At 68.4% G+C, this 24,624-nt stretch carries 21 protein-coding genes, 1 tRNA gene and 2 pseudogenes; 13 read left to right on the forward strand and 11 right to left on the reverse strand.

The window, feature by feature from the left end; genetic code table 11:
* Positions 1-7: 7 nt before the first annotated feature.
* Together ACZ5K7_RS43870 and ACZ5K7_RS43875 are read right to left on the reverse strand one after the other, a co-directional pair.
* A pseudogene (locus ACZ5K7_RS43870) lies at positions 8-310 on the reverse strand (transposase); the annotation flags it as partial.
* Positions 311-848: 538 nt separating this feature from the next.
* A complete protein-coding gene (locus ACZ5K7_RS43875; protein ID WP_468923267.1) occupies positions 849-2,153 on the reverse strand; it encodes a HEAT repeat domain-containing protein in 1,305 nt (434 codons plus the stop codon).
* Between the two features lie 522 nt (positions 2,154-2,675).
* Between ACZ5K7_RS43875 and ACZ5K7_RS43880 the strand changes: the two genes are divergently transcribed.
* Positions 2,676-3,221 carry a hypothetical protein gene (locus ACZ5K7_RS43880; RefSeq protein ID WP_468923270.1) on the forward strand — a complete coding sequence of 182 codons (546 nt, stop codon included), beginning with the start codon at positions 2,676-2,678 and terminating at the stop codon, positions 3,219-3,221.
* A 241-nt stretch (positions 3,222-3,462) separates the two neighbouring features.
* Here ACZ5K7_RS43880 and ACZ5K7_RS43885 read toward each other — a convergent pair whose 3' ends face one another.
* Together ACZ5K7_RS43885 and ACZ5K7_RS43890 are read right to left on the reverse strand one after the other, a co-directional pair.
* Positions 3,463-3,786, reverse strand: coding sequence for a hypothetical protein (locus ACZ5K7_RS43885; protein WP_468923273.1), 324 nt, complete (start codon positions 3,784-3,786; stop codon positions 3,463-3,465).
* A gap of 548 nt (positions 3,787-4,334) precedes the next feature.
* Positions 4,335-4,766, reverse strand: a complete 432-nt coding sequence (locus ACZ5K7_RS43890; protein WP_468923276.1) for a hypothetical protein — start codon at positions 4,764-4,766, stop codon at positions 4,335-4,337.
* A gap of 644 nt (positions 4,767-5,410) precedes the next feature.
* Between ACZ5K7_RS43890 and ACZ5K7_RS43895 the strand changes: the two genes are divergently transcribed.
* The 3 genes from ACZ5K7_RS43895 (at position 5,411) to ACZ5K7_RS43905 (ending at position 7,489) form a co-directional block, all read left to right on the forward strand.
* Complete coding sequence (locus tag ACZ5K7_RS43895; protein WP_468923278.1) at positions 5,411-6,241, forward strand: hypothetical protein; 831 nt, start codon at positions 5,411-5,413, stop codon at positions 6,239-6,241.
* Between the two features lie 86 nt (positions 6,242-6,327).
* A complete protein-coding gene (locus ACZ5K7_RS43900; RefSeq protein WP_468923281.1) occupies positions 6,328-6,801 on the forward strand; it encodes a hypothetical protein in 474 nt (157 codons plus the stop codon).
* Positions 6,802-7,057: 256 nt separating this feature from the next.
* Positions 7,058-7,489 (forward strand): DUF6924 domain-containing protein, encoded by a 432-nt coding sequence (locus ACZ5K7_RS43905; RefSeq protein ID WP_468923283.1) that lies wholly within the window; start codon positions 7,058-7,060, stop codon positions 7,487-7,489.
* A gap of 190 nt (positions 7,490-7,679) precedes the next feature.
* Here the strand turns inward: ACZ5K7_RS43905 and ACZ5K7_RS43910 are convergent, their stop codons facing one another.
* A complete protein-coding gene (locus tag ACZ5K7_RS43910; protein WP_468923285.1) occupies positions 7,680-8,882 on the reverse strand; it encodes an IS110 family RNA-guided transposase in 1,203 nt (400 codons plus the stop codon).
* Positions 8,883-9,121: 239 nt separating this feature from the next.
* Here ACZ5K7_RS43910 and ACZ5K7_RS43915 point away from each other — a divergent pair.
* Positions 9,122-9,372 (forward strand): annotated as a pseudogene (locus ACZ5K7_RS43915) (hypothetical protein); the annotation flags it as partial.
* Positions 9,373-9,451: 79 nt separating this feature from the next.
* Here ACZ5K7_RS43915 and ACZ5K7_RS43920 read toward each other — a convergent pair.
* A tRNA-Gly gene (locus tag ACZ5K7_RS43920) sits at positions 9,452-9,525 on the reverse strand.
* A gap of 522 nt (positions 9,526-10,047) precedes the next feature.
* Between ACZ5K7_RS43920 and dcd the strand changes: the two genes are divergently transcribed.
* Positions 10,048-10,623, forward strand: a complete 576-nt coding sequence (gene dcd, locus ACZ5K7_RS43925; RefSeq protein ID WP_351709320.1) for a dCTP deaminase — start codon at positions 10,048-10,050, stop codon at positions 10,621-10,623.
* Between the two features lie 10 nt (positions 10,624-10,633).
* Positions 10,634-11,146, forward strand: coding sequence for a phosphoribosyltransferase (locus ACZ5K7_RS43930; protein ID WP_468923288.1), 513 nt, complete (start codon positions 10,634-10,636; stop codon positions 11,144-11,146).
* Between the two features lie 420 nt (positions 11,147-11,566).
* On the opposite strand, the gene ACZ5K7_RS43935 is transcribed toward ACZ5K7_RS43930, so the two are convergent.
* Entirely contained in the window at positions 11,567-12,193 is a 627-nt protein-coding gene (locus ACZ5K7_RS43935) for a TetR/AcrR family transcriptional regulator (protein WP_468923291.1), read from the reverse strand.
* A gap of 112 nt (positions 12,194-12,305) precedes the next feature.
* Between ACZ5K7_RS43935 and ACZ5K7_RS43940 the strand changes: the two genes are divergently transcribed.
* From ACZ5K7_RS43940 to ACZ5K7_RS43960, 5 genes are all read left to right on the forward strand, one after another.
* Positions 12,306-12,803, forward strand: a complete 498-nt coding sequence (locus tag ACZ5K7_RS43940; RefSeq protein ID WP_351709311.1) for an MFS transporter — start codon at positions 12,306-12,308, stop codon at positions 12,801-12,803.
* 152 nt (positions 12,804-12,955) lie between these two features.
* Positions 12,956-13,834, forward strand: a complete 879-nt coding sequence (locus ACZ5K7_RS43945) for an NmrA family NAD(P)-binding protein (protein ID WP_468923294.1) — start codon at positions 12,956-12,958, stop codon at positions 13,832-13,834.
* A 15-nt stretch (positions 13,835-13,849) separates the two neighbouring features.
* On the forward strand, positions 13,850-14,680 hold the full coding sequence (locus ACZ5K7_RS43950) for an oxidoreductase (protein WP_468923297.1): 831 nt from the start codon (positions 13,850-13,852) through the stop codon (positions 14,678-14,680).
* A 375-nt stretch (positions 14,681-15,055) separates the two neighbouring features.
* Positions 15,056-16,327: an MFS transporter gene (locus ACZ5K7_RS43955; protein WP_468923300.1), complete on the forward strand. Its 1,272-nt coding sequence runs from the start codon at positions 15,056-15,058 to the stop codon at positions 16,325-16,327.
* A gap of 156 nt (positions 16,328-16,483) precedes the next feature.
* Positions 16,484-19,147 carry a WD40/YVTN/BNR-like repeat-containing protein gene (locus tag ACZ5K7_RS43960; RefSeq protein ID WP_468923303.1) on the forward strand — a complete coding sequence of 888 codons (2,664 nt, stop codon included), beginning with the start codon at positions 16,484-16,486 and terminating at the stop codon, positions 19,145-19,147.
* 44 nt (positions 19,148-19,191) lie between these two features.
* Here the strand turns inward: ACZ5K7_RS43960 and ACZ5K7_RS43965 are convergent, their stop codons facing one another.
* Complete coding sequence (locus tag ACZ5K7_RS43965; protein ID WP_351709297.1) at positions 19,192-19,398, reverse strand: acetyl-CoA synthetase; 207 nt, start codon at positions 19,396-19,398, stop codon at positions 19,192-19,194.
* Positions 19,399-20,122: 724 nt separating this feature from the next.
* On the opposite strand from ACZ5K7_RS43965, the gene ACZ5K7_RS43970 reads away from it, so the two are divergent.
* Positions 20,123-20,551 carry a DUF7144 family membrane protein gene (locus ACZ5K7_RS43970; protein WP_468923306.1) on the forward strand — a complete coding sequence of 143 codons (429 nt, stop codon included), beginning with the start codon at positions 20,123-20,125 and terminating at the stop codon, positions 20,549-20,551.
* 91 nt (positions 20,552-20,642) lie between these two features.
* Here ACZ5K7_RS43970 and ACZ5K7_RS43975 read toward each other — a convergent pair whose 3' ends face one another.
* From ACZ5K7_RS43975 to ACZ5K7_RS43985, 3 genes are all read right to left on the reverse strand, one after another.
* Positions 20,643-21,677: a Yip1 family protein gene (locus tag ACZ5K7_RS43975; RefSeq protein WP_468923309.1), complete on the reverse strand. Its 1,035-nt coding sequence runs from the start codon at positions 21,675-21,677 to the stop codon at positions 20,643-20,645.
* Positions 21,678-21,742: 65 nt separating this feature from the next.
* Positions 21,743-23,167 carry an FG-GAP-like repeat-containing protein gene (locus ACZ5K7_RS43980; protein ID WP_468923311.1) on the reverse strand — a complete coding sequence of 475 codons (1,425 nt, stop codon included), beginning with the start codon at positions 23,165-23,167 and terminating at the stop codon, positions 21,743-21,745.
* Between the two features lie 2 nt (positions 23,168-23,169).
* Positions 23,170-24,612, reverse strand: coding sequence for an FG-GAP-like repeat-containing protein (locus ACZ5K7_RS43985; RefSeq protein ID WP_468923314.1), 1,443 nt, complete (start codon positions 24,610-24,612; stop codon positions 23,170-23,172).
* Positions 24,613-24,624: the final 12 nt, after the last annotated feature.

A 24,624-nucleotide genomic window follows, 5' to 3' on the forward strand; every position in this document is an offset into this window, starting at 1 on the left:
GGCGGGCGTCTGCCTTCGACGAGGCGGGATCCCCGCTTTTGGGCAGGAACGGACGCCGGTTCACCGCGGCCGACGCGTTGGCGGACGCCAGGTGCAGCGACACCCCGGCCCGGCAGTTGGTGATCTCGCCCGCGACGCCGGTGTACTGCCGGGGCACGCGGGTGGCGATGTCGACGGAGTGGTGGGACGGTTCCACGCCGACGAACGTGTGGCCGGCGGGGCGTGGGGCAGCTGCTGTCGTCGGCGGCCGGTCCGGCGGGGCCGCGAGCAGCGGGCTTCCAGAGTCCGGCAGTTGTACCCGTCCGATCATTTCGATCGGGCGGGATCTCTGCGTTTCTGGGCGCTCGCCCCGTGGCGCTGCTCGCCGCTGGCATCGTGTCGCTTTCCGATCCGTGCCGACGGCGGCAGCCGTCCTTCTGGGGTGCAGCCACTACCTGCCGACTTGGCACGCGAAGGGTACGTGGCACCCGAATTGGACTAGACAACAGACAAGGCCCAGGTCTCTGACCTGGGCCTTAGTTATGGAGCGGGTGACGAGAATCGAACTCGCGCTCTCAGCTTGGGAAGCGACGGCGCTTGCGGAGCCGGATGGCCTCTGACGTGGGCATACGTGCTCTGGTGTGACGCCCTGGAGCACAGGATCGCACCGTTGTTGACCGTGGTTTACCGGTCTTATAGGCACGCTATGGGCACGCCGTCGGTTCCGAGACGTCGAGAGCCCTTCGAGGTGGTCGGCGGGCGGACGAGCACGGGAAGCGTGCGCCGGCCGGAAGGACGCCGTTGCGGGAGCACATCGAGGGCAGGGATTGTCGAGCACGGAATATCGGCGCGATCCTTGCCGCCGTGACTCAGATGCGGTAGGCGCCCGCCGGTACGCCGTGGGCGACACCGTACGGAGTCAGGGCGATGACGCCGGTGCCGCGTGACGGTGTGTCGGCAGTGACGTCGAGTGGGCTTACGGCGCCCAGGGAGCGGGCGATGTCCGGGGCGAGGTCGTGAGCGGTCCAACGCCACTCGTTCTCGTCGTCCTCGCTCCTCTGCGCAGGGTCCCAGTCGGGGTGCAGACCCAGTTCCGTGCGGCGTGCTCGTTCGTACGGCAGCGGCTCGCCGAGCGTCAGCAACTCGTCCTCCGCCTCGCCGGTTTCGCCGTAACGCCGGATCACCGTGCCGTGCTCGGCAACAAGCCAGGCGGAGCCGTCGCCTTGGCCGCCGTAGTAGTACGCCTGGGCCCGGCCGCAACGGGCACTGAGTTCGGTGCACAGACGCAGCACGTCCTCACGGCGTTCCTGACCGTGCGGGTCGCACCAGGCGCCGAGGACGAGGGTCCAGCCATCGAGTTCCGGGGTGACGAAGACCCGTTCGTAACGGGTGTGTTCGTCCGTGTCGCAGCCGTGGCCGTCTGCGTCAACGATGTCGTTGCCGAGCGCGAAGGTCACGGGCCGTGCGGCGGTCAGGCCGAGGACGCGCATGATCCCGGCCTGGTCTCCGCTGGGGACGGCCATCCAGTAGTTCCAGCAGGCCCACAGCGGTTCGGGGCGATCGTCTCGGAGTTTGATGCGGATGAGTCGCTCGATCGCGGCCATGTCGGCGCGCGACAGCGCCGGTTCGCCACCGAGTTCGGCGAGTACGGTCAACGCCCGCGCCCGCTGCCGGCCCGGCCCCCGCTCCCGGACGTGCCGGAGCAGCGGAAGCACGTGCTCGCCTGTTCGGATCAGAGTGTCCTGGGCCTGCCGCGCGACCTGTTGGTCCGGGTCGCCGAGCAGCGGCAGCAGGACGGCGGCCGACTGGCCGGCCTCGCCGCAGTGCTCGATCCCACGGACGGCCTGACGGCGCACGAGCGGCGCGGGGTGGGCGAGGGCTGCGGTGTAACGGTCGAGAACGGCCACGCCGAACTGGGAGAACGCGAAGCCGACTCGCTTGCGGGACTCCTCGGTGGACGCGGAGACGAGCCCCTGGAGCAGACCGTCGAACCCTGCCTCCCCGATCCGCCCGAGTACGGCGGTGATCGGCCGCCAGTCCACCGGGGACTCCGCGTCCATCACCTCCCGCACCAACTGCTCCACCCCGTCGGCGCCGAATGTGACCAACGCGTCTGCTGCTGCCTCGTACCGGTCTGACCTGCCGAGGTCCCGTATCAGGTCGGCATTCACCACGTGCCCCTCCAGCAAGGTCGACCCGGCTTCAGAGCGTCATGATGCCGCAGGGGTCTGACATTGGCTGAGCGGTCCCGCTACTCGTACGTGCCCCGGGCAGGCCGTTCGTCCAGGAATGCCGCTCCGTGATGCGGTCGTGGTGTGCCACCTACAGGACCGGACAACGAACAAGGCCCAGGTCTCGAACCTGGGCCTCAATTCTGGAGCGGGTGACGAGAATCGAACTCGCGCTCTCAGCTTGGGAAGCTGCGATCATTGGTGGCCGGTTCAGGCGCTGACCTGTACAAACGGCTGAGGCGTGGCCTTGATGAGCTGAGCTGCTTTCACCGTGATTCCCCGCTGTTCCCCGCTCTATCTGGTGCGCTTGTGGTGCGGTGTCTGCCCACAACGCCGGAAGGCGGCCGGGCTTGACCGAGGTAAGCCTCGCCCCATCGCCGGCGACGGTCGGTGTGAAGATCGCTCTTTCGGCTGTGAGGCTCCGCAAGTAGTGTCCACCCTGTGTCTATCTGATCGTGGGGGGACATGTCGGGAGAGCTGTTCACCTTGGCGGGTGTGCTCGTGGGCGCAGCTGCGTCTTACGTTGGCGGAGCGTTGACGGAGAGATCACGTTGGCGACGCCAGCTCTCGACGCGATGGGACGAGCGTCGCTTGGAGGCTTACCTCAGGTATGCCGATGCCATCAAGAGATTCACGTCGGTGGCCGGCCGCCTGGCAGCGGGCAAAGAGCTCTTCGACCTCCCCCAGCCCTTGACGGGAGACATCGGTTTGGAGCGACTGGCCGACGCCGAGTTGGAGCGTGGGTACGCATTCGAGGCTGTTCTTCTCATGGGAGACGCTGAGACCATCTCGGCGGCGCGGACGCTGCAACGCCACGCATGGGTGCTAGAGCAGTTCGTTCGTGACATGCGCTCGGGTACGGCAGAGGACTGGACGCGAGCGTTCAGGCAGTTCCAGGAGAAGCGCGACGAGTACTACATCGCTGCGCGTAAGAGCTTGGGCGTTCAGGCAGCATTTCGGTTGCGCGCCGAAGATCCGGTCATCCTTGGACAGGATCCCAGGCAGCTGTAGCGCAATCGAGGCGCAGGTGCGCTCCAGTAGATGACAGACATGATCACCCCTCAACACGCTTTCCAACTGTGGTGGTGGGGTCAGGGGGTGTGTGCAGGGGCGTTCGCCTGCGTTCATGGGCGGTTGATCGCCAGGGTGAGTTGGCCTGGTGGTCTCAGCTGAACGGCCGTGAACGTGGCTGAATGAGACGGAAACTGAGACGGTGACGGCCACGGTCACGCCTGGTGGACCGAGGCTCCCCCTATGAGAGGGGCTCGTCGCAGTACTTGGCGAGCAGAGCGATGGTCCCTGATCTTGCTGGATCCGCGACGGCATCCAACTGTCTTTTGAAGGTGGCTATGTCATCAGCCGAAGCCAGTTCTGCCGCGTCGGCTACGTTCTCCGCCTCCGTTTGGGCTCTCAAACCGCCGTCACGGTCCAATTCCTTGGCCGCCTGGCACACGGTCTGCCTGTTCGGCTTGCCACTGTTGCCAGTCTCAATCCGGCACACTGATTCGGAGACGCTCTTCAGGCCCTGAGCCTGCTTCACGATTCGTCCCGCTGCGGTCAGGGTCTCGTCACTCAAGGACACCCAGTCACCAAGAGCGCACCAGATGCAGACAGCGCTTCGTCGGCTTGCGCAGATGCCTGGCAGGCGGGAACGGTGGGAGACGCGGACGCCACTTTGCTAGCCGGTGCCGCAGCGGTGCCGGCAGACGATGTCTGGCTGGGTGCCGGGGGCATGGGTGAGCAACCTACGGCGCAGATACTGGCCAGCAGCACGACCATGACGAAGCGACGCACGGCTCACTCCTGGAATAAGAGGGGGAAGATGGCAGAGCATACGGCGACAGGTCCGTGCCAGACCTAGCCGACAGGGGAACTGTCAGCGCCCTGAGCTTGGGAAGCTTGGGTCTTCTACGGGCGGTTCCTAGGCTGACCTGCAACGGAGCGGCTACGGGAGCGGGCTGGTCGACGACCGGGTCTCCGCCGATCCCCGTGGTTCCCCGCAGGACCTGGCAGTCCTCAGACTGTGTCTGGGCTGATCAGGAACCTGATCACGGGCGGAGCCAGTGTCTTCCATGAGTACGACTGGTCGACGTCGTGCTTGGTGAAGCGACTACGAGCTGCTCATCACGCTCGGAGGTTATCGCGCAGGATCTCACCATTGCACGGGCGTGTGTACCGGAAGAACATGGCGTAGGTCACCGCCATGTCGAAGTCAGCGTTGGCGAAGTACTCATCCCCGTCGAATAGCCGCCAGTGGCGTAGGCAGCATTGTTTCAGCACACCCTCTGTTTCGGAGGTGTTGGAGTGCTTTACGGATATCCACCAGCGGCGAACCTCTGCGCCTCGTTTGTGCGCATCCCAGTGATGCCGCTTGATTCGCTGTCGAGCGTCCGTGGTTCGACCGACCTTGATCACTCCATCGGAAAAGTCGATTACGTAGAGCCATCCGCATTTGCTCGAATGGTCACAGTTAGTCCAAAATGCGTGACCTGGTCGTGTGCCGCGAGGGCCGTAGAGGCCAGGGGTGCACCGCTTGTCGATGTCGAGGAACTCCACCTCGCTCATTCTTCTGCCTCACGCGCCAAAGACCGTGATATTTCGCGATGTTGCCGAGGTTTGCCCTGCAAGTTCTGGTGCCGTGCCCTCGCTCTTTGCATCAGCGGCGCCGTCGCCAATGTCAGAGCCGATCTGACGCCCTGTCTGCACCTCAGCCGACGACAGTCAGCCACGACGGCGGGTGCGCCGGCCGACTACGCACGCGTGTGGCTCGCTGTACCCCCACCGGCCTCAGCCACGCTACTGGCTCGTGGCGCCGGCCATAGCAAGCCGCAACGTAGGTACCGGGTACAGCAGTCAGGCGGAGGTGCTGGTGTGCACCACGGTCCGGTGTCGTCATGTCAGCCGTGTGGAGGTTCGAGCCCGTCTCGGGATGCCGTCGCCGCCCATGCTCGCCGTCGGCAGGAACCTGTGCACCGCCCGTTACCAAGGGGAAGATCTTCCCTTTTGCTAGCAAGCGGACCGTTTGAGAGCCATACTGTCCCACCAGGTGTCAATTTTGCTGGGGGTGGCTCGGGTTGGGGAATGTCGGCCGCAAGAAGACCGTCGCTTTCTACGAAATCGTCAGGCCCAAGGAAGCGGGAGACCCTAGGTTCGGACACCTCGATTGGCCAAGGGTTCTAACGAACCTTGGGAGCCTTGAAATGCTTCAGCGTCGATATAGGCATGGCGATGATGTGTACGTAGGCGACCCCATCTCAGTGCAAGGTCGCCAGCATCTCGTTTTGGCGAGGCTTCGAGATGGAGATATTCAGCAGATCGACTGGGAGCACAACCATATTTCCGACTTACAGCTTGACGGAAATCGTAGCGTAGTCGATACAACGATTGTCTGTTTTCTTCCTTTCGGGAATGTAATCGGAGTGATCCAGGGGAGTGCCTCCGCTCCCCGACCGACGGCCTTGCAGCGGTGGCTGAATGCAATGAATGTCGTAGATCGAGACTTGGCCGTAATGCCTTTGGTGGGAAAGAAGGCATGGGAGAAGTTGAGTAACGCTGAAGCGGTCAACTTGTTTGAAATGAGGCTTCGCCCTGGGAAGCTGATGTTCCCCTCGGACGCCGATGGGCTAGGAGATTTTTCGCGACAAGCGCACAGGCGGAATCCAGATGCGCTGATTACGCTCACCATGAAGATTCCCAAGCGGCGCGGGTTTGGGCGGGACACTTCCCGCTCTCGGGGGGAGCGGCGACTGCGTGAAGATGTCCAGCATTTCATCTCGGACTTCGGCAGCCTGGTCGGGCCTGACGGGGCAGTAGATAGAGCGATTGCGCATGTGACTCTGTCAGCCTCGGACGGATCGCTTGTAGAAGATCAAATCAACTTCGTTTCCGACCACATCACTGCACAGAAGCCAGTGTTCTTACGCCGCAGCGAAGGGCAGGCCCCCTGGTATGAGGCAGCCGTCCACGCGGTCCTCGACGTGGCTTCGGCCCATGAGGCCGAGCTCCGCGACGCTGTCAGACCCGTGCCATAGGCTCTCGCTAGCCGAAGGGGGCAGTGATGGCAAGCGGGGTTCAATTTACTCGGAGAGCGCACAATCTGTGGAGTGAGCATCCGGGCGTGGACTGGGCAGGTGCGCTAATTTGCGTGGTGGCGCTTGGATTATGGCAGCACAATCATATTCTCAGTCATCACTCCAGTGATCAGCGAATGAATGTCTACGCGACAGTCGCTTCCGTTGCGGCGATCATCGGCGGTTTTGGGACAGCCGCGATTAGCCAGTACGCAACCAGTTCCGGTCGGCGTATGACTTTCTTGAGAGCGCGCTTCGGTGAGAGCCTTCGCCGAAATTGGGTAAGCATCTTGACCTCGATGACTGCGGTATCTGCTGGATGCCTGGCGGCCATGCTAAGCGACACAGGGAAGACGATCGGCTGGCAGGGATGGGTGGTCGGCTTGCTGCTCTTCCTGGGGCTCCTCCGAGCTGTGCGTTTGATTTGGCTATTCCGTCTCCTCATCGACGTATCCGATCACGACGGTACCATCGCAACCAGAGATGAACCGGTAAGGATTATCGACCCGGGGAACCGCTAATTCAGGTTCGACTTCGTCAGGGTCGCAGATATCGAGCGGGCGGCGAAAGGGCTTCGGGCTGGAGTTTCAATGGGCGAGTCAAGCGTGTGCGACCAGTAGCCGAAGAAGTGAAGCGCTAGATCTCTGACCTGCGGCCGTGTAATCGATCAACGCTGCGACCTGCGACTTAGATGTGGTTGTCAGCGTTGGTCGTCGTTGAGCGCCCTCATACGGCCCCGAGACGGCCCGGGTCCGACAGCTTGTCCCAGGTGACAGGATGGCCAGCATGCCCCTGCCTGCACCGAAGGATCTGACTTCGACGGTCCTGCGAACCGACTTCAGTGATGACGCGGCCTGGTCCGCAGTACAAGCAGCGATCGACGCTGCAGACGGGTCCCCACACGCGACGTACGTCAGTGATCCCCGCTTCACCGACGTGAGCATCCAGGCGCTGATCGACGAGGAGGCCGCCACCGAGGAAGACGACAAACTCACCTACGTGTTCCTCGCGGATGCGACCACCATGACCGACCCTTCGTCCCCGCTCTTGGCCGTCGACCTCTACAACGAACCTGGACGGACGTGCCGGGTCCCGGCCCGGTGGTACCCCGACATTTCCGCCAATCTGAGTATCGCCAACATAGACTTCGCTGACTTTGCCGACGCAGTTGACGGTTCAGGGACGTTCCGCGGCTGGGGTGACGACTGACCCGCCGTCCCTCATGGTGCACGGTACCGGGCGGTCGGCGCCCGTGAGGACGGCACCTCGTCCCGGAGATCGTCTGTGCCTCAGCCGACGAAAGTCAGCCACGACGGCGGGCACGCCGACCGATCAGGTGCGCGTGTGTCTCGCTGCAGCCCCACCGGCCTCAGCCACGCTGCTGGCTTTGTGGCCACACTCAAGCCGTCTGCGTGATGGGCGGTGTGGGGGTGAAGGCCCGGTCGTCGCGCAGGAGGGCCCACAACACACTGGTGCGGCGTCGTGCGAGGGCGATGACGGCCTGGACGTGTTTGCAGCCCTCGCCGCGTTTCTTGAGGTAGTAGTCCCGGTTGGGGCCGTCGCGGACAATGCTGGTCTGCGCGGAGAGGTAGAAGACTCTGCGCAGGCGGCGGCTGTAGCGCTTGGGGCGGTGCAGGTTGCCGGTGCGGCGGCCGGAATCGCGTGGGACGGGGACCAGTCCGGCGGCTGAGGCGAGGTGGCCGGCGTCGGCGTAGGCGGTCATGTCGCCCGCGGCGACGACGAACTCGGCTCCGAGGATGGGGCCCATGCCGGGCAGCGACTCGATGATCTCGGCCTGGGGGTGGGTGCGGAAGGCGTCCCGGATCTGCCGGTCGATGTGCTTGAGTCGGTCGTCCAGGGCCAGGATCTGAGTGGCCAGGTCGGCGACGATCTGTGCGGCGGCGTCTTCGCCGGGCAGGGCGGTCCGCTGGGCCTGGGCGGCTTCCATGGCCGTGGCGGCCACGCTGTCCGCGTCGCGAACCCCTCGATTGGCCAGCCAAGAGGTCAGGCGGGCCAGGCCGCGTCGGCGCAGGGCGGCCGGGGACTGGTAGCCGGTCAGCAGCACCAGTGCGCCCTTGCGGGCCGAGTAGTCGAAGGCGCGCTCCAGGGCGGGGAACATGCCGGTGAGCACGTCGCGGAGCCGGTTGACCGTCCGCACTCGGTCGGTGACCAGGTCGGTGCGGTGAGCGGTTAGGAGCGCGAGGTCGGCGGCCAGCTGCGCGGGGACGTCGAGGGTGGCGAAGTCCCGGCGGTGGCGGGCGGTTTCGGCGATGACGTAGGCGTCGCGGGCGTCCGTCTTGGCCTCGCCCCGGTAGGCGCCGGCCATGCGGTTGACCGTCCGCCCGGGCACGTAGACAGGCTGCTGCCCGCGGGCTGCCAGCAGCGCCAGCAGCAGTGCGGAGGACCTGCTGGAGATGTCCACCGCCCAGTGCACCTCATCGGCCAGGTCCAGGATCTCGCCGAGTGCGGACAGGATCGCCGACTCGTCATTCCCGATCTTCTTCGACCAGAGAGTCGCGCCGGTCTCGTCGACCACCGCGGCCCAGTGATGGACCTTGCCCGCGTCGATACCGACCCATATCCGGGCCCGTCGTTCGCTCACGCGTCCCTCCCGCAGCCGAGTTCCTTCCGTCGGCCCGTAGGACACCCCGTCGTCAGCTCCGTAAACAGCGACGCGTTTCGCGTATTTCAATCAGCGACCAGGGCGCCCCGAAGGACCGGACGGCCACTCCAGCCGAGCCACGATCGGCAAGCTGCTTTGAAGCCACATCCGGCCCTCCCGGGCCACCGAACAACTTACGGAGCTGCTTTGGCGTGAGCGATCGTTGCCTAGAAGGCTTCCGGTGCGCCGGCCACACCCTCTCGACCCGTTCCGGCGAGACCCTCAAGGACACGTGGTTCGCGCGGGCCAGTCATCCGAGAAGGCCGCGCTGATCTATCAGCACTCCGACGAGGAGAGGCAACGAGAGGTCGCCGCCGGCCTTGACGACCTGGTCCGCGCCGAGCGTGCGAAGCGCCACAACGACGAGAGACCCCACGACGACCCCGCGCACCACGAGACACACCACACCCAGGCGGCCGCCGAAAGCTAATGGTGCGGTTGTGGTGCGCACCCCGCTCACCGGTCTAGACAACAAAGAACCCCCGGGCCTCTGGCCTGGGGGTTTCTCCTGGAGCGGGTGACGAGAATCGAACTCGCGCTCTCAGCTTGGGAAGCTGATGTTCTACCATTAAACTACACCCGCGTAAGACGCCGACCAGGTCGGTGTCCGAATGCTCGCTCACTGTACCTCATGACGGACCCCTGGTGCCGAGACCCTGGGGTCCGGGTGCGTTTCAGGGGGTGGGATCGGGCTGCGGCGGGGCGGAGTTGGGGCGTACGGTGGGGGCGTGGGAGAGGGTCCGGGTGGGCCGGAGTGCCGCCTGGAGAGCCGTCCCTTTGATCCCGTAATGTGGCTTTCCGTCGTCACGGCAGTAAGCCCGACGCGGCTCCTGGGGAAGGGACTTAAGGGACTTGATGGAACGCACCGTCGTCCGCTGTGCCGAAGGGCACGTGTTCAGCACCACTACGTTCCCGATGCAGCAGGCCGAGCGGCTCGGCCCCGGTCGGCTCGTCCGGTGTCCCAAGTGCGCCCGGCTGCGCAGCGTCGTGCCGGTCGCACTTGAGAAGCATTAGCGGCAGAAGAGGCAGAAGAGGACAGCAGTAACAGGGGCGCGTGGACTGTCACGATTGTCGTGGGTCCGCGCGCCTTGCGTATCCTCGGGGCGTGCTTCTCTCAGACAAGGACATCCGGGCCGAGATCGACGCCGGGCGGGTACGGATCGATCCCTACGACGAATCCATGGTGCAGCCGTCGAGCATCGACGTGCGGCTGGACCGCCTCTTCCGGGTGTTCGAGAACCACCGGTACCCGCACATCGACCCCTCCGTCGAGCAGCCGGACCTGACCCGGCTGGTGGAACCGGAGGGCGACGAGCCCTTCATCCTCCACCCCGGGGAGTTCGTCCTCGCGTCGACGTACGAGGTCATCTCGCTGCCCGACGATCTCGCCTCGCGGCTGGAGGGGAAGTCCTCGCTGGGGCGGCTCGGGCTGGTCACGCACTCCACCGCCGGGTTCATCGACCCGGGGTTCAGCGGGCACGTCACCCTTGAGCTGTCCAACCTCGCGACCCTCCCCATCAAGCTGTGGCCGGGCATGAAGATCGGGCAGCTGTGCATGTTCCGGCTCTCCTCCCCCACCGAGCACCCCTACGGCAGTGAGCGCTACGGCTCCCGTTACCAGGGGCAGCGCGGACCCACCGCCTCCCGCTCCTACCTCAATTTCCATCGGACGCAGGTGTGAGGAGCCGGCCATGAGCAGCGCCGCACGGGAGAACCTCACCTACGAGCAGTTCGGCGTCGCCGTGCGCGAGCTCGCTCAGACCATCGCCGACGACGGGTTCGAACCCGACATAGTGCTGAGCATCGCCCGCGGTGGCGTGTTCGTCGCCGGCGGGCTCGCCTACGCCCTCGACTGCAAGAACCTGCATCTGGTCAACGTCGAGTTCTATACCGGGGTGGGGACGACTCTCGAGATGCCGGTCATGCTCGCGCCCGTCCCCAACGTCATCGACTTCAGCGAGAAGAAGGTGCTGATCACCGACGACGTCGCCGACACCGGCAAGACGCTGAAGCTGGTCCGCGACTTCTGCCTGGACACCGTCGCCGAGGTCCGGTCCGCGGTGATCTACGAGAAGTCCCACTCCCTCGTGAAGTGCGAGTACGTGTGGAAGCGGACCGACGACTGGATCAACTTCCCCTGGAGTGTTCTGCCTGTAGTACGTAAGTCGGGCGAGCCGATCACGCCGTCGAAGGAAGCACTCTGACGTGACGGAGTCGGGTTGACGGTGGACGGGATGGGAGGACCCCGCGCACGCCACCACGGGCCCGCGGGCGGAAACGGCGCCCCCTCCATCCCGGTGCCGGCCGATCCCCCGCCGAAGGCACCGCCTTGGCTGTGAGCTGCAGGCACTCACTCCGCCGCAGTCCGGGGCCGGGATCGCCAGGGGGGCGTCGGCGAGTCCGGGGCCGGGAGCGCCAGGTGGGCGTCGGCCATCACTCGCTGATTGTCAGGGGATCCGTCACTCCGCAGCGGTCGCTCTCGCCTTCGGGGCCCGACGGCCCAGCCGGTGGTCCTTGGAGTCTCGTAGAGCAGTGGGCGGGTGCCGTCCGGATTCCTCTGCGGCCTCACCGGGCGGCGTGCTCCTCCATCGGTTGCCGCCGAGTGTCCGCCAGTGCCGGGCCGCTCAGCCCTTTACGGCGAAGGACTCGATGTAGGCCAGGGCGCCGTACAGCGCGTCGCGCAGGGGTGCGGACTCGCCGGCCGCCTGGTCCAGCAGCGCTCCGCCCTGGAACGCGGCGGTGAGCAGGTGGGCGAGCGCTGCCGGGTCGGCCTCCGGCCGCAGCTCGCCGCGCTCGCGCATCTTGCTCAGGCCGCGCCTGAACAGTTCCTGCCATCGTTCGAAGCCCTCGGCCACCGCGTCCCGGTGGGAGGGCTCGTTCTTGACGACCTCGGCGGCCAGGGAGCCGAACGTGCAGCCGCCGCGCAGCATGTCCTGCGAGGCGATGTAGGAGTCGGCCCACTGATGGAGGGCGGCGAAACTGTCCAGCTCGCCCAGCTCCGGTGCCTGGTGGCGGGCGACGATGTTGTCGGCCTGCCAGGCGAGCACCGCACGCACCAGGGCCTCTTTGGTGGGGAAGTGGCGCGTGAGCTGTGAGCCGCTGACTCCGGCGGCCTCACGGATCTGCTCGTTGTTGGTGTTCTGGGCGCCGTGTTCGTAGATCAGCTCCGCGGCTGCCTCGATGATGCGCTCGCGCGTGGCCAGACCCTTGGGGGTCAGCTTCCGGGCCGACACTTCGCTGCTTGCGGTCATGCGGATGACCTTAGCACGAAAATGGGCTTGACAGCCTCTTTTTTTGGGTGTTCCATGAGGTCGAGCCCAAAAAGGGGCTAGCAAGCCCATTTTCGTGTGAGGGGCGGACGCCATGTCCACACAGGCTTCACCGCAGGCAGCCGCGGCATCGACAAGGCCCGCCGGTACGGCTCCGGCCGTCACCGACGCCGGTCACCCGCGCCGCTGGAGCATCATGGCGGTGCTGGGGGCCGTCGCCTTCATGGCGCAGCTCGACTTCTTCGTCGTCAATGTCGCCCTCGACGGGATCGGCCGGTCATTCCCGGGCGCGGGCGTCGCGAGCGTGTCGTGGGTGCTGTCGGCCTACGCGATCGTCTTCGCCGCCGTACTCGTGCCCGCCGGCCGCATCGCGGACCAGTGGGGGCGCAGGAAGATGCTGCTGTCCGGAGTGGCGCTGTTCACCCTCACCTCCGCCGTCGCGGCCGCCGCACCGAGTCTCGGCGTGCTGGTCGCCGCCCGCGCCTTCCAGGCCACGACCACCGGGTTCGACCACGCCTGGTCCGTCCAGGCCGGCGCCGGAATCGCCGCGGCCACCGCGCTGCTCGCCCTCCGGCCCCGCCGTACACCCTGACCACAGGGCCGCAGCCACTCGGGCGGCCCCGCGATCACAGCCTCCAGCAAGACGGGCATCGCACCACGTCACTCATCTTCTGCGACACCCGCTCGAAGGTCTGACGGTGGAGTTCCCGCCGGCTCCCCCCTCAAGAAACGGAGATCATCATCATGGAACGCAACCTCCTCGTGATCGGGGCCACCGGCAAGACCGGCGGCCACACCACCGAACTCCTGCTCCAGCGCGGGCACCACGTCCGCGCACTCGTCCGGGGCCTGGACGGGCGTGCCGAGCGGCTCGCCGCCCTCGGAGCGGACGTCGTCGAAGGCGACGTCCTCGACCTGGACTCCCTGGCGGAGGCGACCAAGGGCATCGACGCCCTGTACTTCACCTATCCGATCCGCCCCGGCCTGATGGACGCGACCGTGAACGTGGCCCAGGCGGCGGAGGAGAACGGGGTCCAGGCGATCGTGAACATGTCGCAGATCTCCGCCCGCCGCGACACCGCCAGCAACGCGGCACGCCAGCACTGGGTCGCCGAACGCGTCCTGGACCGCTCCCCGGTCCCGGTCACCCACATCCGTCCGACCTTCTTCGCCCAGTGGCTGATCGACACCTGGGCCGACGGAACCGGCGAACTGCGCCTGCCGTTCGCCGACGGACGCCACGCCCCCATCGCCGAGAGCAACCAGGCCAAGGTGATCGCGGCCATCCTGGAAGACCCCGCCCCGCACGCCGGCCAGATCTACCCGCTGTACGGAGCCGAGGAGCTCAACCACTACGAGATCGCCGAGAAGATGTCGAAGGCACTGGGCCGTGAGGTCACCTATGTACCCATCGAACTCGACGAGTTCGCCGCCATCCTGCGCGGGCGCGGCGCGCCGGACCACCTGATCCAGCACCTGCTCGCCGTGGCCGTCGACTACCGCAACGGCGTCTTCGCCGGCACCAACGACCTCGTGAAGACGATCGGCGGCAGCGACCCCCTCGACGTCGAGGGCTTCATCGCGCAGAACCGCGCGGCCTTCGACCTGCCCACCACCATCTGAACGCTGGAGAAGACAATGAGTATCTGGTTCGTCACCGGATCGTCCCGGGGCTTCGGCCTGGAGATCACCCGTGCCGCCCTCGCCGCCGGCCATCAGGTGGTCGCGACCGCGCGGAAGCCCGACACCGTCCGCGAGCAGTTCCCCGACGCCGGCGACGCGCTGCTCACCGTGGCGCTGGACGTCACCGACCCGCCGAGCATCCAGGCGGCCGTCGACGCGGCGGTCGAACGGTTCGGCCGGATCGACGTCCTGGTCAACAACGCCGGCAGCGGACTGCTCGCCGCCGTCGAGGAGTCCGATGACGCCGCGGTCCGCGCGCTGTACGAGACCAACGTGTTCGGCCCGCTCGCCGTCCAACGCGCCGTACTGCCGGTACTGCGGCGCCAGGGTTCCGGGCATGTGATCAACATCAGCTCCATCGTCGGCTTCGCCACCGCGCCGGGCTGGGGCATCTACGCCTCGACGAAGTTCGCCGTCGAAGGCTTCACCGAGACCCTCCACACCGAACTCGCCCCCCTCGGCATCCACGTCACACTCGTGGAACCCGGCTTCTTCCGCACCGACTTCCTCGACCCCGCCAGCCTGCACACCGGCCCCGACACCATCGACGACTACGCGCCCACCGTCGGCGCGATGCGCACAGCCGCCGCGAGCCTCAACCACGCCCAGCCCGGCGACCCGGTCAAAGCCGCCCGCGCCATCGTCGAGATGGCCGACACCCCCGAGCCGCCCCTACGCCTCCCCCTCGGAGCCGACACCCTGCAGGCCTTCGACGCCAAACTGGACACCTTCCGCAAGGACATGGACGCCGCCCGGCACATCGCCCTCTCCACCGACCACGAATAAGGGCTCCCAGAGAGCACGATGCCGGTGGGTATCGGGCTGACCCGGGGTTTCTAATCCCTGAACCAACAGGTCAACAGCCGGCGAGCCCGTGAAGCGGCAGCCGCAGTGAGGTGCGCCGGCGCTGATGGGCTTGTCCTGGGCCGCAGTTGCGCGCCGGAGTACGGCAAGCTCCGGCCGTGCGGCCCGCGGCGCGCCCTGCCGTCACAAGCCGCACACCCGCTGTGCCAAACAGGGGCAGGCCGTCGACCCCGACAGGGCAATCAGTGAAATGCTCGTCCTTGTCCGCACTGTCTCCGCGGCCGCGAGGTCACCTACGTGCCGATCGAACTCGACTAGTTCAAAGCGATCCTGGAGCAGCGGGGAACCTCGCCCCACATGATCCAGCACCTTCTCGCTGTCGCGATCGACTACCGCAACGGCATCGGAGATCGTGTACCCGTGACAGAACCCAGCAGCGCCCCGCGGCCGACCGGACGCCGCCCCGCCTGGCTGACCCGCAACGTGCGGGTGCTGTGCGGCGTGTCCTTTCTCCAGGACGCGGCCAGCGAGCTCCTCTACCCGATCCTGCCGATCTTCCTGACCGTGGTGCTCGGCGCACCGCCGGTCGCGGTCGGCGCCATCGAGGGAGCGGCCGAGGGGGCCGCCTCGATCACCAAGGTGGCCGCCGGGCGCCTGGCCGACCGGTTCGCCCGTCGTCCGCTGATCGGTGCGGGATACGGGCTGGCCGCGGTGGGCAAGCTGCTCATCGCGCTCGCGACCGCGTGGCCGCTGGTGCTCGTCGCCAGGGTCACCGACCGGCTCGGCAAGGGGATGCGCGGGGCGCCTCGCGACGCCCTGCTCGTCGAGGGCGTTCCGAACGGACAGCGCGGCAAGGTGTTCGGCCTGCACCGGGCCGCCGACACCGCCGGCGCGGTGGTCGGTCCGCTCGTCGGGCTGGTCCTGTACGAGGCGCTCGACCACCGGCTGCGACCGCTGTTCTGGATCGCCGTGATCCCCGCCGTCGCGTCGGTCGCGCTGGTCGCCGCCGTCCGCGACCCCCGAACCGACGGGGCGGGCGACTCCTCGACGCGGGCCGCCCGCACACCCTGGCGTTCCCTGCCCCGCCCCTACTGGCGGGTTCTCGGGATGCTGCTCGCCTTCAACCTCGTCAACTTCCCTGACGCGCTGCTGCTGTTGCGTGCGCACGACCTGGGCCTCTCGACGGCCGGGGTGGTGGGCGCGTACGCGGTCTACAACCTCGTCTACGCCGCCCTGTCCTATCCCGCGGGGGCGCTGTCCGACCGACTGCCGCGCCCGCTGGTCTTCGCCGCAGGTCTGGCCTTCTTCGCGATCGGCTACCTGGGCCTCGGCCTGATCCACAGCCCCTGGTCGGTGTTCGTGGTGCTGCCGCTCTACGGCGGTTTCGCGGCCTGCACCGACGGCGTCGGCAAAGCCTGGATCTCCACGCTCGTCCCCGACCACCAGCAGGGCACCGCGCAGGGCCTCTACCAGGGCGCCACCGGCGCCGCCGTCCTGCTCGCGGGCGTGTGGGCCGGCCTCGCCTGGGGCGCCGACGGCCACCTCCCGCTGCTGGTCTCCGGCGGCATCGCGCTGGCCCTCGCCGGTGCGCTGCCGGTCATTGTCCGCGTGCGGACCGCGGCCCTCTGACCCGGAGTCCCCGATCAAGGCGCGACGAGCCGGTCGGCTTCCGGCCATCGACAGTGGCAGGTTCTGGTCAAGGACTGTCCAAGTGTCGGACGCCTCCTGCCGCCGGTGGTCGGGTCGTCCCCGACGGCTGTATCCGTGCCTGTTCGGGAGGACCTGGTGTCAGCACCAAGCCGCAAGAGACGTTGGTTCACGATCTGCGCCATCACCGCATCCGCCGCGCTCGTGGCGATACCCGCCGGCGCCGCGCCCGGCGGAGCCGGCAGCCCCTTCGGGGCCCGCGCACTGGCTCAACTGGCCGCCGAACGAGGGCAGTCGGTCGGTGCCGTCAGCCCGAAAGCGAAGGCCGAGGACGACGGCGGCGGTGACGACGGCAACGAGGCCGACGAGATAGCCGAGGGTGCGGACCAGTACGCCGAGGCTCGCACCTCACCCGGCGTCGTCGCACCGGGCGCTTACGGCGCCGCCTGGACGAGTCTGACCAACCTGCCGAGCACCGGCGGCAGTTGGCGCAATATCACCGACCTGCCGTACAACTCCGACGATCCGCGCTACCGCGACTACGACTCCAACTCCAGCGGCGGGTCGGGCAACGTGACCGGCCGGATGGCCGCGATGGCCGCCGACGACGACGGGTACGTGTACGCGGGCAGCGCGGGCGGCGGAGTGTGGCGCTCGCACACCGGGGGAGGGCGCTGGCAGCCCATCGGCGACAAGCTGTCCTCGCAGTCCACCGGGGCGCTCGCGCTGGACGGCGCCGGGCGGCTGTGGCTGGGTACCGGCGAGGCGACGACCAACGCGGACGCCTACCTCGGCAGCGGTGTCTACGTCCTGTCCGATCCGCACCGCGGCACGTTCTCCGCCCGCAGCCGGGTCGGCGGCGACGAGCTGGAGTCCACCACCATCCACGAGCTGCGCTTCGGCGGCGGCAAGGTGTGGGCGGCGACCAGCGAGGGCGTGTGGAGCCACTCCACGAAGAAGCTCAGCGGCGCCTGGAAGCTGGAGTTCGCACCCAACCCCGACTACCTGCCGGGCGGTTCCCTCGCGAACGACGACTCGGCCGCGTACAAGAACATCGCCAACGACATCGCGATCGACCCGAAGGACCCCGCCAAGGTGGTCCTCGCCGTCGGCTGGCGCAGCGGTGACGACTACAACGGCTTCTACACCAAGGGCGCAGGCGGCACCTGGACGCGGATCACCAGCGGCCTGGGCGACCTGCCCGCCGACGCGGACAACGTCGGCAACGTCACCTTCGCCCGCTCCTCCGACGGCTCCCGCTACTACGCCATCGACCAGTCCCCGGAGCAGCTGAACACCAATCCGGACAGCGGTCTGGAGGGCATCTACGTCTCCAAGTCCGGCTCGCCCACCGGCCCCTGGACGAAGATCGCCGACTACCAGGGCCTGGCCGCCGACGGCTCGGCGCTCACCTCCAGCGGCTACATGCCGGGCGTGCAGGCCTGGTACAACCAGTTCCTGACCGTCGACCCGGCGAACGCGGAGCACGTGTACGCGGGCCTCGAAGAGGTCTACGAGACCAAGGACGGCGGCACCAGCTGGTCGACCGTCGGCCCGTACTGGAACTTCGGCTTCCCCTGCTGGAGCATCGACCCGGCCAAGCAGACGGGCGACTGCAGTCAGACCACCCACTCCGACCAGCACGGCGTCGCGATCGGCAGCTACCACGGCAAGAGCTTCGTCTACGTCGGCAACGACGGCGGCGTCTACAAGCGCCCGCTCAACGGCTCACAGGACGCCTCCGGGCACGCCACCGACTGGACCTCGCTCAACGACGGCACCATCGACACCCTCCAGTACTACTCGGTGGGCGTCGGCAAGGACCTGACCTACGGCGGCGTCTCCGTCACCGGCGGCCTGCAGGACAACGGCCAGTCCATCCTGCGCAGCAACGACAAGGTCATGGGCTCCGACTTCGGCGGCGACGGCGGCGACACCCTCACCGACCCGGCCAACGGCTGCGACATCGCGGAGGAGTACGTCTACCTCGCCATCCAGGTGACCCAGAACTGCGCCGTGAACGACGGCAGCTGGGTCACCGACCCCAGCAAGGTCACGTCGTACAACGTCGCCCCGGCCGACAACGCCACCGGCGAGGCCCGCTTCATCGCCCCGATCACGGCCGACGCGAAGAACAGCTCGACCTGGATCGCCGGCGGCCGCCACATCTGGGTCCAGACCCACGGCTACGCCATCCGCAGCGGCGACGAGTGGACCAGCGTGTACGACCTCGGCGCCGGCCGCACCGCGACCGCCGTCGCGGCCTCGGGCGGCAAGGTGTACGCGGCCTGGTGCGGCCCCTGCAACAACCAGGGCTTCGCCCGCGGTATCTCCGTCGGCAACGCGGACGGCACCGGCTGGCACGACATCACCCTCCCGGCCACCGGCGCGGACGGCACCGTGCCCAACCGCTACCTCGCCGGCTTCGCCGTCGACCCCAAGAACGCGGACCACGTCTACCTGGCGGTCAACGGCTTCTCCCGGCACTGGACCGAAGGCCCCGGCGCCGGCGTCGGCCATGTCTTCGAGTCCACCGACGGCGGCACCACCTGGAAGGACATCTCGAAGAACCTCCCCGACGTGCCGACCAACTCCGCGGTCGTCACACCGAACGGCGGCCTCGCCGTCGCCACCGACCTCGGCGTCGTCTACCGCGCGCCGGGCCGCACGACCTGGCAGCGCATCGGGAACCTCCCGGCCGTCGCCGTGCTCCAGCTCAAGCTGGGCCCGGACGGCAGGACGCTGTACGCGGCCACCCACGGCCGCGGCATCTACACGATCGACGTGCGCGACTGCCACTGACGCGGCGGTGTCGGTGTCGGAGGGGTGATCCCGGGTTGCCGGGGTCACCCCTGCGTCGTATACGGCACCACACTCACGTGCAGAGTGAAGGCGACCCTTGCCGCACCCGCCACATCCGGCGCCTTCGCCGACGCGGTGACCTCGGCCGCACCGGCCCGGGTCCCCGCACACCGCAGTGAGGCGTGGGACGTACCGTCCGCGTCCACCCGCCATCCGGACGCCAGGACGAGAACCGGCGCGGAGCTCCGCACGGCCGTCCACCTCTTGTCATCCGTGCGAGGCCGCAGGACGAGCGACACCACGGTCCCAGGGCGTACACAGAGCCGCTGTTCGACCGCGTCACCAGGACTGACGGTGACCTCGGTATGCCCAGCGGCACAGCTCCCCGGCGCGGGGGAGGGACTGGTGGCCGACACCGACGGGCTTCCCCCGGTCCGGCTCGCAGACGGCGCTGCCGGCATGTGCGTCGACGCACTGGCCGACGGCCCCGCCGAGTTGTCGTTCTCCGACGGTCCTCCCACCGATCCGCCGGCTTCCGACGCGTGGCACCCCGCCAGGACAACCACCACGGCAACCATCCATCCCCCGGCCCACCACCGCATCCCAGCACCTCCCGGCCCGCGCGTAGGACCACCAGCATGCCCCGACGACGCCGCCGAATCCCCCACGCGTGCCACGAAGCGCTGACGGGTGGTCCCCCGTCGAGCAGCGTCACAAGTGGCTCCGCCCCGCGAGTTGTCCCGGTTCTCCGGCACACAGCGCGGCGAAGGCGGCAGACAGCCTCGTCTCGACCCCGCGCTCGTTCGTCCACGGTACGGGTGCACCCTTCGCGGCACCTGCGGCTACGCGACGACGGCCACGCGGGCTGCAGTCGCGGAGCCGACGGATTGCGGTGATGCTGGCAGGGGAGCGCAGCCGGCGTCGCACGGACCGTGTGCGTCGGTGACCGCACCGTACCGGAGGGAGGCTGCTGCCATGACTACGGTGCCGAACAGGACACAGCGCGGGTACGGCGGGCCCGACAGCGGCGCAATAACCGGCGCCTCCGCGTTCGCCGGGATCCTGATGATGCTCAGCGGGCCCCTCAGCATTCTGATGGGCGCGGCCGGCATCGCACACGACACCCTGTTCGCCGCGTCCCGGTACGCCTACCGGTTCGATCTGACCGCTTGGGGCTGGATCCACCTGGTGATCGGAGTGGTCCTGGTCGTCGCCGGCCTGGGCGTGCTGACGAACCAGAGCTGGGGTCGCGGGGCCGGCGTGGCGGTGGCCGTGGTCAGCCTGATCACCCAGTTCATGTTCGTTCCGTACTACCCGCTGTGGTCCATCCCTGTGATGACCCTCGACCTCCTGATCCTGTTCGCGCTGACCAGGGTCCATGTCGAGACCCGCGGCGGTCGGTGAACCAGCGGTCGGCATCCCGAAGCGCACGAGAAGGCCCCCGGCACGACAGCCGGGGGCCTTCTCATGTGCGCCGTTTCGGGTACGGGTGGGGCTAGAACGTGCCCAGCTTCACGATCGACAGCAGTGCGATCAGCTGGATCGCCGACGCGCCCAGCGCCTTCGGCCACGGCAGGTCGTGGGACTTGCCGACCATGAGCGTGAGCAGGGCGCCGGCCGCGATCCAGGTCGCCCAGCCGAGGACCTGCACGAAGCCCGCGTCGCCGCCGAAGAACATGGCGAACAGGAGACGGGGGGCGTCGGTGATCGACATGATCAGCATCGACAGGCCGACCGTCGGCTGCCAGGCCCCGTCGCCGCCGAGCTGGCGGGCCAGGGTGTGGGTCACCACGCCCAGCACGAAGGAGGAGAGCACCATCGCGATCGCCGTCGTCAGCACGATCGGGATCGCGTTGGTGAGGGTGGCGCTTATCGCGTCCGAACGGGCGCCGTCGAAGCCGAAGACCGCGAGCAGGCCGTAGAGGAAGGTCACGATGAGGGCAGGGCCCCACATCGCGTAGTCCCGCATCTGGAGGAACGTCTGGTTCGGGGAGAGCACGATCCCCTTCAGCAGGTCCTTCCAGTGCAGGCGCGGGCCGATCGGGCCGGACGGCGCCGCCGAACCGGCGTGATAGGTCGCGCCCCGCGAGTAGCCGTCGGCCTCGTCGACCGAGAACGACTGGGTGTGGCCCGGGTTGTTCGCCGCGTACGGGTCGGGGGTGCCGGCGCCCTGGCCGCCGTAGCCGTTGTCGTCGCCGAAGTACTCCGGACCGTCGCCGCCGGGCTGCCCCTGTCCCTGCCCCGGGTAGCCGCCGCGGCCCTGCGGCCAGCCGCCGCCCCCGCCGTTCTGCGGGTACGGCTGCGGGGCCGACGGGTACCCGTACGACGGTGCCGCCGGCTGCCCGCCGAAGCTCTGGGGCGGCGTCTGCTGCCCGTACGCGGGTTGTTGCGGTCGCGTTTGCGGGGCACGGGCGTCCCGGCCACCGCGTCCGTTCCTGAATCCAGCCACGTCATCGAACGTACCTGGTCCGGGAGAACCTTGGGGCGGGCTCGGCCGTCCGGGCCCGCCTTTGCCGCAGAGCTGTGACATCCCCTAAGGGATGCCCCAGGGGTTGTCCCAAGGGGCCCCCGGGACCGGCCCAGGGGCCCCGGACCTCACTGCCCGAACACCATCCCCAGCTGCGACCACGATCCCGACAGGCCCACCGACGTCGCCCCGAAGCTGACCGCGCCCGTCGTCGTCAGCCCCGCGGACGAGCCGCGCAGGGTCCATACGGCGCCCTTGCCACCGTTCTCGTGCCGGGCGCCGACCGCCAGGTCGGCCTTGCCGTCGCCGTTGAGGTCGGTCAGGTGGACGGCGGAGCCCCAGAAGTCGTTGTCCTCGTTCACGTCCGGCACCCCGGGCGTGTTCTGGGTCCAGCGCGTGGAGCCCGCGCCCGTCAGACCGGCGGCGGAGCCGCGCAGCAGCGTGACCGTGCCGGTCTGCCAGGCCGCGCCGACCCCTTCGTAGGGCGTGCCGACCGCCACGTCGGCGTATCCGTCGCCGTTGACGTCGCCGACGGAGAGCGAGTCGCCGAACGAGTCGCTGCCCGGGGCGCGGGTGGCGCCGGGGACGCCCGGGCTGTCCTGGGTGAGCGCTGCCTGGGGCGTGCCGCTGATGCCGTGCGCGCCGCCCAGGTAGGCGGCGACCGTGCCGGGCCCGACCTTGTCGCCGTAGACCGTGTTGTAGGACGTGACGACGTCGTCGTAGCCGTCCCCGTTGACGTCGCCGACGACCGCACGCTGCCAGCCGCCGCTCACCAGCGTCCGCTGGGCCTTCGGCCGGGACTCCGCGCCCAGGTACACCAGGTTGCCGTCGATGTAGTCGCCGCTCCCCGAGCGGATCGAGCCGCTGATCACCAGGTCGTCGACGCCGTCGCCGTTGATGTCGCCGGCGGCCAGGGACTGGGAGCCGTAGAGGTTGCCGGTCTCCAGGGACGGCACCACCCAGGTGCGGGACGCGGCCCCGGTGGTCTTGGTGAAGGTGCCCCGGAAGATCTGCACGTCGGCACCGGTGCTGCCGACGGCCAGGTCCGCCCGGCCGTCCGCGGTGAAGTCGCCGACCGCCAGGGACATGCCGAAGCGGGTGTGGGAGGTACGGGCCGGGTCGGCGACGATACGGCCGCCGGTCAGGCCCTTCTTGCTCCCCCAGACGATGGTCACCGACCCGGCCTCGCCGTCCTCGCCCTCGGCGCCCACGACCAGGTCGGCGTATCCGTCCCGGTTGAGGTCCCCGAAGGCGAGCGACGAGCCGAACGCGTCGTACTTCTCGGCCGTGCCCGGGACGCCCGCCGAGTTCTGGGTGACGACGGTACGGCTGGACGCCTTGACGCCGGACTTGGAGCCGTAGGTGACGACCACCGCGCCGGCGTCGGCCTTGCCGCCGACCGTGGCGTCCGGGGCGGCGGTGGCGAGGTCGTGGTAGCCGTCTCCGTTGAAGTCGTCCGCGTACTTGGCGGGCGCGGCCGAGGCGGTGCCGGCCAGCGGGACGAGGCCCGCGGTGAGGAGGGCGGCGAGGGTCGCCGCCGTGCGGATGCGCATGATCAGCCTTCCAGTACGTCGCCGAAGTAGGCGGTGCCCGACGGGCCGCCCAGGGTGGTGCCGGTGAAGGTCTTGGAGCCGCCGGCCTGGACGCCGGAGGCCGTGGACCTGAACAGCCAGACGGCGCCGGCGCCGCGGCCCTCGCCGTAGGCGCTCGCGACCAGCTCCGCGCGGCCGTCGTGGTTGGTGTCGGTGAGGCGGACGGCGGAGCCGAAGAAGTCCTGGGACTGGGCGGTGCCGGGGACGGCCGTCGTGTCCTGGGAGAAGAGCTTGGCGCCGCTGCCGGTCAGGCCGGAGGCCGAGCCGCGCAGCACGGTGACCGTGCCGGCCTGCTTCTTCGCACCGAAGGTCTCGGTGTCGGCACCGACGGCGATGTCGGCGTACCCGTCGCCGTTGACGTCCCCGGCGGACAGGCTCCAGCCGAAGCCGTCGTTCTTCTCGCCCTTCTCGGGCACGCCCGCCGTGTCCTGGGTGATCCGGACCGGAGTACGGCTGCTGAGGCCGCCGGCCGCGCCGTACGTCACCGTGACCGCCCCGCCGAGGCCGCCGTTCGGCTCGGTGGCCGACTTCTCCAGGAAGTTGCCGGTGACGATGTCGCCGTAGCCGTCCTTGTTGACGTCGGCGATGGCCGCGTCGTAGCCGCCCGCGAGCTTCTTGCCGGCCTTGAGGGTGCCGGTGGCGGAACCGGTGTAGAGGACACTGCGGGTGCGGTAGTCGCCGGAGGCGGTCTCCTCCTGGCCCATGACCAGCAGGTCCGTCCTGCCGTCGCCGTTGACCTCGCCCGCGATGATCTTGTCCGTGTTGATGCCGGTCTGGGTGGAGGTGTCGATGCCGACGAGGGAGGCCGCCTTGCCCTTGCGGGTGATGGGGCCCCGGAAGATGTTGAGCTCGGGCGCGGCGACGTTGCCGACGGCCAGGTCGGTGTGGCCGTCGCCGTCGAAGTCGCCGGCCGCCAGCGCCCAGCCGAGTTCATTGCGGTACCTCGGCAGCGGCGAGGAGAGGTTGCTGGCGCCCTTGAGGCCGCTCGCGCCGCCCCAGAGCACGGTCACGTTGCCGGAGTCCCCGGTCGTGCCGACCGGCTCGCTGTGCACGCCGACGACCAGGTCGGTGTAGCCGTCGCCGTCCAGGTCACCGGTGGTGAGCCGGTCGCCGAAGTAGTCGCCGGAGGCCGGGTTGCCGGGGACGCCGGTGGTGGCCTGGCTGATGATCTGGCGCTTGGTGGTGTCGAGGCCGTTCTTGGTGCCGTAGACGACCGCCACGTAACCGGCGCCGGTCTTGCCGGAGATCTTGGCGACGGGAGCGGCGATCGCGAGGTCGCGGTAGCCGTCGCCGTTGAAGTCACCGGCCAGGCCCGAGGGGGCGGCGGTGGCGGTGGCGGCGGGCAGGGCGGTGAGAAGGCCCGTGGTGAGGGCCGTGGCGAGCAGCAGGGTGGTGCGCTTGGGCATGGACTTCCCCGT

The organism is Streptomyces sp. NPDC031497, from assembly GCF_055580905.1.

Bases quoted from the DNA above. Each gene is read 5' to 3' on its own strand.
- ACZ5K7_RS43930 (WP_468923288.1), top strand. From the start codon at position 10,634: ATGAGCAGCGCCGCACGGGAGAACCTCACCTACGAGCAGTTCGGCGTC.
- ACZ5K7_RS43980 (WP_468923311.1), bottom strand. From the start codon at position 23,167: ATGCGCATCCGCACGGCGGCGACCCTCGCCGCCCTCCTCACCGCGGGC.
- ACZ5K7_RS43970 (WP_468923306.1), top strand. From the start codon at position 20,123: ATGACTACGGTGCCGAACAGGACACAGCGCGGGTACGGCGGGCCCGAC.
- ACZ5K7_RS43935 (WP_468923291.1), bottom strand. From the start codon at position 12,193: ATGACCGCAAGCAGCGAAGTGTCGGCCCGGAAGCTGACCCCCAAGGGT.
- ACZ5K7_RS43945 (WP_468923294.1), top strand. From the start codon at position 12,956: ATGGAACGCAACCTCCTCGTGATCGGGGCCACCGGCAAGACCGGCGGC.
- ACZ5K7_RS43905 (WP_468923283.1), top strand. From the start codon at position 7,058: ATGGCCAGCATGCCCCTGCCTGCACCGAAGGATCTGACTTCGACGGTC.
- ACZ5K7_RS43895 (WP_468923278.1), top strand. From the start codon at position 5,411: ATGCTTCAGCGTCGATATAGGCATGGCGATGATGTGTACGTAGGCGAC.
- ACZ5K7_RS43950 (WP_468923297.1), top strand. From the start codon at position 13,850: ATGAGTATCTGGTTCGTCACCGGATCGTCCCGGGGCTTCGGCCTGGAG.
- ACZ5K7_RS43985 (WP_468923314.1), bottom strand. From the start codon at position 24,612: ATGCCCAAGCGCACCACCCTGCTGCTCGCCACGGCCCTCACCACGGGC.
- ACZ5K7_RS43955 (WP_468923300.1), top strand. From the start codon at position 15,056: ATGATCCAGCACCTTCTCGCTGTCGCGATCGACTACCGCAACGGCATC.
- ACZ5K7_RS43975 (WP_468923309.1), bottom strand. From the start codon at position 21,677: ATGTCACAGCTCTGCGGCAAAGGCGGGCCCGGACGGCCGAGCCCGCCC.
- ACZ5K7_RS43880 (WP_468923270.1), top strand. From the start codon at position 2,676: ATGTCGGGAGAGCTGTTCACCTTGGCGGGTGTGCTCGTGGGCGCAGCT.
- ACZ5K7_RS43940 (WP_351709311.1), top strand. From the start codon at position 12,306: ATGTCCACACAGGCTTCACCGCAGGCAGCCGCGGCATCGACAAGGCCC.